At 75.4% G+C, this 10,091-nt stretch carries 8 protein-coding genes and 1 riboswitch; of the genes, 3 read left to right on the top strand and 5 right to left on the bottom strand.

Features of this window, described 5'->3' with window-relative positions; translation table 11 throughout:
• From HLB09_RS01825 to HLB09_RS01815, 3 genes are all read left to right on the top strand, one after another.
• Positions 1–801, top strand: an 801-nt coding sequence (locus tag HLB09_RS01825) for a YcnI family copper-binding membrane protein (protein ID WP_212755765.1), incomplete at its 5' end; no start/stop codon positions are given.
• 112 nt (positions 802–913) lie between these two features.
• Positions 914–1,588, top strand: a complete 675-nt coding sequence (locus HLB09_RS01820; protein WP_171201700.1) for a copper resistance CopC family protein — start codon at positions 914–916, stop codon at positions 1,586–1,588.
• A 170-nt stretch (positions 1,589–1,758) separates the two neighbouring features.
• On the top strand, positions 1,759–2,373 hold the full coding sequence (locus tag HLB09_RS01815) for a rhodanese-like domain-containing protein (protein ID WP_212755763.1): 615 nt from the start codon (positions 1,759–1,761) through the stop codon (positions 2,371–2,373).
• Between the two features lie 110 nt (positions 2,374–2,483).
• Here the strand turns inward: HLB09_RS01815 and HLB09_RS01810 are convergent, their stop codons facing one another.
• From HLB09_RS01810 to HLB09_RS01790, 5 genes are all read right to left on the bottom strand, one after another.
• The gene (locus HLB09_RS01810; RefSeq protein WP_171201702.1) at positions 2,484–3,584 is read right to left on the bottom strand and encodes a ribonucleotide-diphosphate reductase subunit beta; all 1,101 of its coding nucleotides are present in this window, start codon (positions 3,582–3,584) and stop codon (positions 2,484–2,486) included.
• A 131-nt stretch (positions 3,585–3,715) separates the two neighbouring features.
• Positions 3,716–6,694 carry a ribonucleoside-diphosphate reductase subunit alpha gene (locus HLB09_RS01805; RefSeq protein WP_171201699.1) on the bottom strand — a complete coding sequence of 993 codons (2,979 nt, stop codon included), beginning with the start codon at positions 6,692–6,694 and terminating at the stop codon, positions 3,716–3,718.
• 128 nt (positions 6,695–6,822) lie between these two features.
• A riboswitch (cobalamin riboswitch) is annotated at positions 6,823–7,073 on the bottom strand.
• A 250-nt stretch (positions 7,074–7,323) separates the two neighbouring features.
• Positions 7,324–9,612, bottom strand: a complete 2,289-nt coding sequence (locus HLB09_RS01800) for a heavy metal translocating P-type ATPase (protein WP_322789985.1) — start codon at positions 9,610–9,612, stop codon at positions 7,324–7,326.
• Between the two features lie 19 nt (positions 9,613–9,631).
• Complete coding sequence (locus HLB09_RS19675; protein ID WP_171201698.1) at positions 9,632–9,856, bottom strand: hypothetical protein; 225 nt, start codon at positions 9,854–9,856, stop codon at positions 9,632–9,634.
• Positions 9,853–10,068 (bottom strand): heavy-metal-associated domain-containing protein, encoded by a 216-nt coding sequence (locus HLB09_RS01790; RefSeq protein WP_171201697.1) that lies wholly within the window; start codon positions 10,066–10,068, stop codon positions 9,853–9,855. Before HLB09_RS01790 ends, HLB09_RS19675 begins: the two co-directional genes overlap by 4 nt.
• Positions 10,069–10,091 lie beyond the last annotated feature (23 nt).

The raw sequence follows: 10,091 nt of genomic DNA, 5'->3' as shown, positions 1-10,091 counted from the left end.
GTCGCGACCAGCAGCAGCGCGAGCAGCACCAGCGCGAGCAGCACCAGCCCGACCGGCTCAGCCCGCCCCCGGCGCGGGGCCCACCGCACCGCGGCCGCCGCGCTCCTCGCCGGGGCGCTCGTCGTCGGCCCTGCGCTGGCGGCGTCCGCCCACGTGCGGGTCAGCGCCGACGACCCCACCGTGGGCGGCTACAGCGTCCTGACCTTCCGCGTGCCCAACGAGTCCGACACCGCCGGCACGACCGCCGTCACCGTGGACCTGCCCACCGACACGCCGCTGCGCTCCGTCAGCGTCGAGCCCGTCCCCGGGTGGTCCGCGGAGGTCGTCACCGGCGACCTGCCCGAGCCCGTGGCCGTCGACGGCGGCGAGCTCACCGAGGCGCCCCGGCAGGTCACGTGGACCGCCGACCCGGGCGTCGAGATCGGCCCGGGCGAGTTCCAGCGCTTCGTCGTCTCGGCGGGCCCGCTGCCCGAGGCGGGCACCGACGTCGTGCTCCCGGCGACGCAGACCTACTCCGACGGTGAGGTCGTGGCCTGGGACGAGCCCGTGGTCGCCGGTGAGGAGGAGCCGAACACCCCGGCGCCGTCCTTCACCACGGTCGCGGCCGCTGACGACGAGGCCGCCACGACCGACGCCGAGGTGACGACGACCGCCGCGAGCACGAGCACCACGGGCGGCGCCGCGACGGAGGCGACCGACAGCAGCGCGCGCTGGCTCGCCGGCGGCGGGCTCGTCGTCGCGGTCGCGGCCTTCCTCCTCGCTCTGGTCGGTGCGGCGGGGCGGCGTCGTGCGGCGCGGTGAGGCGGTGCCGGCGGCGCCCGTCCGGGCGGCCGCCGGCCCCGAAGACACCACGACGGCCGCCCCCGGTGCGGGGGCGGCGAGCAGGCACGGCTCGAGAGCACACGGAGGCGTCATGACCACGCGGGAGCGCACACGCACCACCCACCGGGCCGGGCGGCGCGCTGCGGGCGCCGCCGCCGGCGTGCTGGCGGCCGGGCTCGTCGTCGTGGCGGCCCCCGCAGCGTGGGCGCACGACCGGCTCGTCGGCTCCGACCCCGAGAGCGGGGCGGTCCTCGACGCCGTCCCCGCCGAGGCGGTGCTCACCTTCTCGTCCGAGGTGCAGGAGCTGGGCACCGTCCTCGAGCTCCAGGGGGCCGACGGCTCGTCGATCGCCGGCGAGACGGTCGTCGCGGGCCGCGACGTCAGCCTCCCCCTCCCCTCGGACCTGCCGTCGGGGGAGTACGCCGTGGTCTACCGGGTCACGTCGTCCGACGGGCACCCCATCAGCGGCGAGGTCCCCTTCTCGCTCGAGGTCGCCGCACCCGCCACCCCGGCGCCGAGCGCGTCGCCGTCGCCGAGCCCGTCACCCGCGGCGAGCCCCACCGCCACGTCGAGCGAGAGCGCCGGCGTCGGCAGCTCGCCCTCGCCGACCACCGCGGCCGGGGCCGCGGACGTCGCCGAGCCCGCCTCCGCGGAGTCGGGCGACGACGTCCCGTGGGCGCCCATCGTCGTCGTGCTCGTCGTCGTGGTGCTCGGCGGTCTCGCCGCCGCCGTCCTGGGACGCCGGCGGGGGCCGCGCACCCGCTGACCCACCCGCCGCGCGTCGGGCCCGGTCGCCTCGGCGGCCGGGCCCGACGGGTCCCAGCCCCTGGGACGCGGGAAGGGTCGAGGGGTGGGACGCCGTTGTGGACGTCAGTGCTCGACGACCCCTCGGAGGACCCCGTGGCCGCAACGACCCCGATGACTGCCGTGACGCCCATGACCGCCGCCGTTCCCGGCGCCCGCACCGCCCCCGACGCCGCGAGCGGCCACCGCACGGACGCCGAGCGCCTCGTGGAGGGTCTGCGCCGCCGGCGCCCCGTCGTCCTCGTCGACGTGCGCACGCCCGCCGAGTACGAGACCGCCCACGTCGAGGGGGCCGTCAACGTGCCGCTCGAGCTGCTCCTGCGGGAGCCGGGCGCGGTCGCGTCGCGCCTGTCCGGCGACGTCGTCCTCATGTGCGCGCTCGGCGGGCGCGCCGAGCAGGCCCGCGAGGCGCTCGTCGCCGCGGGCGCCACGGCCACGCTGCAGGTGCTCGGCGGCGGGGTCGACGGCGTCCGCCGCGCCGGCGGCACCGTCGTGGCCGGTCGCAGCCGCTGGGCCATGGAGCGCCAGGTGCGCCTCGTCGCCGGCTCCCTCGTCCTCGGCAGCGTCCTGCTGAGCCTGCGGGTGCCCGCCGCCCGCTTCCTCGCCGGCGGCGTCGGCGCGGGCCTCACCTACGCCGCCCTCAGCGACACCTGCACGATGGCGCGCGGTCTCGCCCGCCTGCCCTACAACCGGACGGTGGCCTCGCCCACGCTCGACGAGGTGCTCGCCCAGCTCGACGCCGCCTGAGCCGCCCCTCCCCGGCCTCCCGGCACGACGACGGCCCCCGGACCTCCTTCGAGGAGGTCGGGGGCCGTCGTCGTCGCGGCGCCACGGCCGAGCGGTGCCGCGCCGGGGCGTCAGTCCCAGGAGAGCCCGCCGCCGGTCTGGTACTCGATGACCCGGGTCTCGAAGAAGTTCTTCTCCTTGCCCAGGTCCATGACCTCGCTCATCCACGGGAACGGGTTGTCCACCGCGGGGTAGACGGGGGCGAGACCGAGCTGGCCGCAGCGGCGGTTGGTGATGAAGTGCATGTACTGCTCGCACAGCTCGGCGTTGAGGCCGAGGAGCCCGCGCGGCATCGTCGAGCGGCCGTAGGCGACCTCGAGCTCGCAGGCCTCGGTGAGCATCTGCCGCACCTCGGCCTGGAACTCCTCGCTCCACAGGTGCGGGTTCTCGGCCTTGATCTGGTTGATCGTGTCGATGCCGAAGTTCAGGTGGATCGACTCGTCGCGCAGGATGTACTGGTACTGCTCGGCGATGCCGACCATCTTGTTCCGCCGGCCGAGCGAGAGGATCTGCGCGAAGCCGGTGTAGAACCACATGCCCTCGAAGATGACGTAGAAGGCCACGAGGTCGCGCAGGAACTGGGTGTCGGCCTCCGGCGTCCCCGTGCGGAAGTCCGGGTCCTCCAGCGCCTGGGTGTACTGCAGCGCCCAGGCGTCCTTGTCGGCGATGGACGGCACCTCGCGGTACATGTTGAAGAGCTCGCCCTCGTCCAGGCCGAGGCTCTCGCAGATGTACTGGAAGGTGTGCGTGTGCACGGCCTCCTCGAAGGACTGCCGCAGCAGGTACTGGCGGCACTCCGGGTTCGTGAGGTGGCGGTAGACCGCGAGCACGATGTTGTTCGCGACGAGGGACTCGGCCGTCGCGAAGAACCCGAGGTTGCGCTTGAGCATGAGCCGCTCGTCCTCGGTGAGCCCGCCGGGCGAGTTCCACAGCGCGATGTCGGCCTGCATGGACACCTCGGTGGGCATCCAGTGGTTGCCGCACCCGGCGAGGTACTTGTCCCACGCCCACGTGTACTTCATGGGCAGCAGCTGGTTGACGTCGGCGCGGCCGTTGATCATCCGCTTCTCGGAGACCTCGACGCGGCCTCCGTTGCGGTCGAGGCTGCCGAGGCCCGTGGTCGAGTCCCCCGAGCCGGCGCCGTCCTGGGCCGGGGCGGTCGTCGGGGCCACGGCCGGCTGCGGGACGCCGGGCAGGTCGGCCGGGCGCGCGGTGACGTCGCCGGAGGTGCGGGCGCCCGGAACCTGCGGGCGCACGGGAGCGGGAGCGGTCGTCGGGGCGGGAGCGTCGTCCCAGTCGAGAGTCACTGGCAGGCCTCGCACTCGGGGTCGTCGATGGAGCACGCCGCGGGCTGCGGCGCGCCGGTCGGGACTACTGCTGCCACGGCCGTGGGAGCGGCGGTGACCGGCGGCGCCACGGCCGCGGGCACCGCCGGGACGGCCGCGGCCGCGGGGGCGACGGCGACCGCGTTGAGGCGGCCGTCGGTGCCCTTGAGCGTCGACTTCTCGACGTGGGTGCGGCTCGAGCTGCGCAGGTAGTACGTCGTCTTGAGCCCCTGGCGCCAGGCCGCCCGGTAGAGCTCGTCGAGCGTGCGCCCGTTGGGCTCGAGGACGTAGAGGTTGAGCGACTGCGCCTGGTCGATCCACACCTGGCGGCGCGAGCCGGCTCGCACGAGCCAGTGGGGGTCCACCTCGAAGGCGGTGGCGTAGAGGGCCTTGAGGTCGGCGGGCACCCGGTCGACGGCGCCGAGGCTGCCGTCGTAGTACTTGAGGTCGCTGACCATGACGTCGTCCCACAGCCCGCGCTCCTTCAGGGCGCGCACGAGCGAGGTCGAGACGACGGTGAAGTCGCCGCTCATGTTCGCCTTGACGTAGAGGTTGCGGTACTGCGGCTCGATCGACTGGCTGACGCCGACGATGTTGCTGATGGTCGCCGTCGGCGCGATCGCCATGATGTTGGAGTTGCGGACGCCGGTGCGCTGCACCCGCTCGCGCAGCGACGCCCAGTCCTGGCGCTCGACGACGGGCTGGTCGAGGTCGCCGCCGCGGGCCTCGGCCACGCGCGCCACCGAGTCGTGCGGCATGACGCCCTGGCTCCACAGCGACCCGGGGAAGGACGCGTACGCGCCGCGCTCCTCGGCGAGGTCCGCCGAGGCGCTGATGGCGGCGTGGCTGATGGCCTCCATGCTCGTGCCGGCGAACTCGACCGCCGCCTCGCTGGCGTACGGCAGGCCCAGGGTGAAGAGCGCGTCCTGGAAGCCCATGAGCCCGAGGCCCACCGGGCGGTGCTTCCGGTTCGAGTTCTCCGCCTGCGGGATCGTGTAGAGGTTGATGTCGATGACGTCGTCGAGCATCCGGACCGCGGTGCGCACGGTGGCGCGCAGCTTCTCCTCGTCGAGCCCGTCGGGGCCGACGTGCTGGGCGAGGTTCACCGAGGCGAGGTTGCAGACGGCGACCTCGTCGCGGCTCGTGTTGAGCGTGATCTCCGTGCAGAGGTTCGAGGAGTGCACGACGCCGGCGTGCTGCTGCGGCGAGCGCAGGTTGCACGCGTCCTTGAAGGTGATCCACGGGTGCCCGGTCTCGAAGAGCATCGTCAGCATCCGGCGCCACAGGTCCTTGGCGCGCACGGTGCGGGAGACGGCGATGCGCCCCGCGGCGGCCTCGGCCTCGTAGTGCTCGTAGCGGTCCTTGAAGGCCGCGCCGTAGAGGTCGTGGAGGTCGGGCACCTCGTCGGGCGAGAAGAGCGTCCAGTCGCCGTCGGCCTCGACCCGCTGGAGGAAGAGGTCCGGCACCCAGTTGGCGGTGTTCATGTCGTGGGTGCGGCGGCGGTCGTCGCCGGTGTTCTTGCGCAGGTCGAGGAACTGCTCGACGTCGATGTGCCACGTCTCGAGGTAGGCGCAGACGGCGCCCTTGCGCTTGCCGCCCTGGTTGACGGCGATCGCCGTGTCGTTGGCCACCTTGAGGAACGGCACGATGCCGGAGCTCTCGCCGTTCGTGCCCTTGATGTAGGCGCCCGTGCCGCGCACCGGCGTCCAGTCGTTGCCGAGGCCGCCGGAGAACTTGGCGAGCAGCGCGTTGTCGCGGATGCCCGAGTAGATGGCGTCGAGGTCGTCGTCGACGGTCGTGAGGAAGCACGAGGAGAGCTGCGGGCGCACCGTGCCGGCGTTGAAGAGCGTCGGCGTCGAGGTCATGAGGTCGAAGCTCGACAGCGCCTCGTAGAACTGGACCGCCCGCGCCTCGCGGTCGTCCTCCTCGAGGGCGAGACCCATGGCCACGCGCAGGAAGAAGGCCTGCGGCATCTCGAACCGCACGCCCCTCGTGTGGAGGAAGTAGCGGTCGTAGAGCGTCTGCAGGCCGAGGTAGGTGAAGTCGAGGTCGCGCTCGGGGCGGATGGCCGCGCCGAGCCGCTCGAGGTCGAAGTCGAGCAGGCGCGGGTCGAGGCGCTCGTCGGCGACGCCGTGGCGCACGTAGTCGGCGAAGTACGCGGGGTACCGCTCGGCCATCTGCGCCTGGCTGGCCTGCTGGGGCTCGCCGGCGAGGAGGGTGAGGACCTCGGTGCGCAGGACGTCGAGGAGCAGGCGGGCGCTGACCCGGCTGTAGTCGGGCTCGGTCTCGACCATCGAGCGCGCCGCGAGGACGGGCGCCTGGGCGAGCTCGGCGGCGGTGATGCCGTCGTAGAGGCTGCGGACGGTCTCGGCGAGGACGGCGGAGGCGTCGACGGCCGGGTCGAGGTCGGCGCAGGCCTCGCCGATGACGAGGCGCAGGCGGTCGACGTCGAGCGGGGCCTGGCCGCCGTCGGGGCCGGTCACGCGCAGGTCGGGGATGCGGGCCCCGCCCGGCATCTGCGGCAGCTCGGCGCCGCGGCTCGCGTCGTCGGGCTCGGGCAGGGACGCCGCGGCCGCGCGCAGGCGGGCGTGCTCCTCGCGGTAGAGGACGTAGGAGCGGGCGATGCGGTGCTCGCCCGAGCGCATCAGGGCCAGCTCGACCTGGTCCTGGATCTCCTCGACGTCGACCGAGCGTCCCGCGCCGTAGCGGCGCTCGAGGGCGGCGACGACCTGGCCGGTGAGGACGTCGACGAGCTCGCGGACGCGGCTGCTGCCGCCGGCGCCCTGGCCCTCGACGGCGAGGAAGGCGGCGCGCATGGCGGCGGAGATCTTGGCGGGCTCGAAGGCGGCGACGCCGCCGTCGCGCTTGAGGACGGCGATGCGGGCGCTCGGCCCCGCCGGGGCGGTGCCCGTGGGTGCGCCCGGTGCGGCGGCCGGCCGCTCGGTGGTCTGGGTCATCGGTGCTCTCTCCTCGCGAGCGTGGTGCCCGGTGCTCGCGGGAGGAGCGGTGCCGACGGCAGCGCGCACGGGGGTGCGCACGACGTCGCCACGAGCCCACCCGCGAGGCCCCGGACGGCGCGCACCGGCCGGCGCGCGCACCGGAGGCAGGTCTTCGGACTCGCGGGCGCCGGTGCTCGCGCACCGTCCTACTGGCCGTCGCTTCCCGGGCTCGCACCCAGTGCTGCGACCGGCGCCCGGCTCTCGTCGGGCACCGGTGACGGCGGTCGTTCCCGCTCACCGCTGCGGGGCAGTCCCGGAGTCGCACCGGGTTCCCTCTTGCCCCGGCCACCCCCGCCGCGAGAGCGAGGAGGGCCGGACCTCCAGCGCCGCTGACACTACATCTCGGGCCGTCCCGCGCAAGCACCCCAACATCTCGTGTCGGCGTGTCGCGCGTCGTCCACAAGCGGTCCACCGCTCGTCCCCCGCCGGGCGCCCCTCGTCCCCCGCTCGTCCACGCCCCCGTCCCCAGGCTCGAGCCCAGCTGGACGGACTTCGTAGCCTTCTTCCGCTCCACAGCGCTCTGAGGACGGAGAAGGGCTACGAAGGCCCAGGAGAGGCGCATCTCCGCGGAGCAGCGACGCCGCGGGTCAGGCGACGGCGCCCGACGTCGAGCGGAAGCGGCGCAGGCGCAGGCTGTTGGTGACGACGAACACCGAGGACAGGGCCATGGCGGCACCGGCGACCATCGGGGTCAGCAGCCCGGCCATGGCCAGCGGGATCGCGGCGACGTTGTAGGCGAAGGCCCACGCGAGGTTGCCGCGGATGGTCCGCAGGGTCGCCCGCGAGAGGCGGACGGCGTCGGCGGCCGAGCGCAGGTCGCCCCGGACGAGCGTGAGGTCGGAGGCCTCGACGGCGACGTCGGTGCCCGTGCCGAGGGCGATGCCGAGGTCGGCCTGCGCGAGCGCCGCGGCGTCGTTGACGCCGTCCCCCACGACGGCGACGACGTGCCCCTCGGCCTGGAGCCGCTGCACGACGTCGACCTTGCCGGCCGGCAGGACGCCCGCGACGACCTCCTCCACCCCGACCTCGGCGGCGACGGCCCGCGCCGCGGCCTCGTGGTCGCCCGTGACGAGGACGGGCCGCAGCCCGAGGTCCCGCAGCTGGCGGACGGCGTCGGCCGAGGTCGGCTTCACGGCGTCGGCGACGACGAGGAGCCCGCGCGCCGCGCCGTCCCAGCCGACCGCGACGACGGTGCGTCCGGTCGCCTCGGCGCGCCCCTGAGCCGCGGCGAGGTCGGCGGGCAGCGCGAGCCCGCGCTCGGCGAGCAGCCGCGGGCGTCCGACGACGACCGCCCGGCCCTCGACCGACCCCTCGACGCCGAGCCCGTCGCGCGAGGCGAAGCCCGTGACGTCCGGCAGCGCGCCCACCTCCGCGGCGGCCGCGGTGATCGCCCGGGCGATCGGGTGCTCCGAGGCGGCCTCGAGGGCCCCGGCCGCGCGCAGGACGTCGTCGCGGTCCTCGTCCGCGCCCGGCACGACGTCGACCAGGGACATCCGCCCCGTCGTCACCGTCCCCGTCTTGTCGAGGACGACGACGTCGGCCCTGCGGGTCTGCTCGAGCACCTCGGGGCCGCGGACGACGACGCCCATGCGAGCCCCCCGGCCCGTGCCGACCATGAGCGCGGTCGGCGTCGCCAGACCCAGCGCGCAGGGGCAGGCGATGATGAGGACGGCGACGGCCGCCGTCAGCGCGGGCGCCCACCCGGCCCCCGCGCCGAGCCAGAAGCCGAGCGTCGCGACGGCCAGCGCGATGACGACGGGCACGAAGACGGCGGAGACCCGGTCGGCCAGGCGCTGCACCTGCGCCTTGCCCTCCTGGGCGCGCTCGACGAGGGCCGCGGTCTGCGCGAGCTGGGTGTCGGCGCCGACGCGCTCGGCGCGCACGACGAGCCGCCCCGCCGCGTTGACGCCCCCGCCCGCGACGGCGTCCCCCGGCCCGACCTCGGCCGGGACGGGCTCGCCGGTGAGGGCCGAGACGTCGACCGCCGAGGTGCCGTCGAGGACGACGCCGTCGGCGGCCACCTTCTCCCCCGGCCGGACGACGAAGACGTCGCCGACGGCGAGCTCCTCCACCGGGACGCGGACCTCGGTCGTGCCGCCGGGGCCCTCGCGGCGCACCGCGACGTCCTTGGCGCCGCTGGCGAGGAGCTCGCGCAGCGCCGCGCCGGCCCGGCGCTTGCTGCGGCCCTCGAGGTAGCGCCCGAGCAGCACGAACGCCGTGACGCCGGCGGCGGCCTCGAGGTAGATCGACCCGCTGCCGTCGGCCTCGCCCGCCAGCCAGGTGAAGCCGTGCCGCATGCCGATCGCGCCGGCGTCGCCCAGCACGAGGGCGTAGAGGGACCAGGCCAGCGCGGCGAGGGTGCCGACCGAGACGAGCGTGTCCATCGTGGCCGCGCCGTGGCGGAGGTTCACCCACGCCGCGCGGTGGAAGGGCCAGCCGGCCCACAGCACGGCCGGCAGGGCGAGGGCCAGGGAGACCCACTGCCAGGCCGGGAACTGCGCCGCCGGGACCATGGCGAGGACGACGACGGGGACCGCCAGCGCGACGGCGCCGACGACTCGTCGCCGCAGGGAGCGCAGGGGGTCGTCCTCCTCGACGGCGACCTGCCGCCGCTCGGGCCGGTGCTCGCGCGCGGTGTACCCGGCGGACTCGACCGCGGCGACGATCACCGCCAGGTCGGTCCCGGCCGGCGCCGTGACGCGGGCGCGCTCGGTGGCGTAGTTGACCGTCGCGGTGACGCCGTCGAGCTTGCCGAGCTTGCGCTCCACCCGGTTCGCGCACGAGGCGCACGTCATGCCGCCGACGACGAGGTCGACGCTCGTCACGCCCGGCTCGGCCGGGGCCGCGCCGGGTCGGTCGTCGGTGGTCGAGCTCACGAGGACCTCCGGGAGGTGGTCAGCGGTGCGGGGCGTCGTGCTCGGCGGGCTGCGTGCCGACGGGCTGAGGGTCGGACGGCTGGGCGCCGAGGGGCTGGAGCGGTCCGACGGCGGCACCGAGCCCGAGGCCAGCGGCGAGGACGCCGACGAGGAGCAGGCCGTAGGCCCCGAGGGCGCGGGCCGGCCGGTCGGCGGGGGCGCCGCTCCCCCGCCCGTCGGGGGCGGGCGCCGCGGGCCCCGTCACGGCGCGGCGGGGGCCAGGGCGTAGCCGGCCTCGGTGACGGCGTCGCCGATCATCCCGTCGGTGACGTCGTCGCCCGCGGTGACGACGAGGCGCCCCGACGCGAGGTCGACGTCCACGCCGGAGACGCCGGGGACCTCCCCGACCTCCTCGGTGACGGAGCGGACGCAGTGCTCGCAGGTCATGCCGGTGACGGTGTAGGTGGCGGTGCGCACGGTGTCCTCCTGGGTGGGGTGCG

It is taken from the genome of Pseudokineococcus marinus (assembly GCF_013004605.1).
In the GTDB taxonomy this organism is placed as follows: Bacteria; Actinomycetota; Actinomycetes; order Actinomycetales; family Quadrisphaeraceae; genus Pseudokineococcus; species Pseudokineococcus marinus.
The sequence above is the reverse complement of the archived record's forward strand: the minus strand, read 5'-3'. Positions and strand labels throughout refer to the sequence as shown.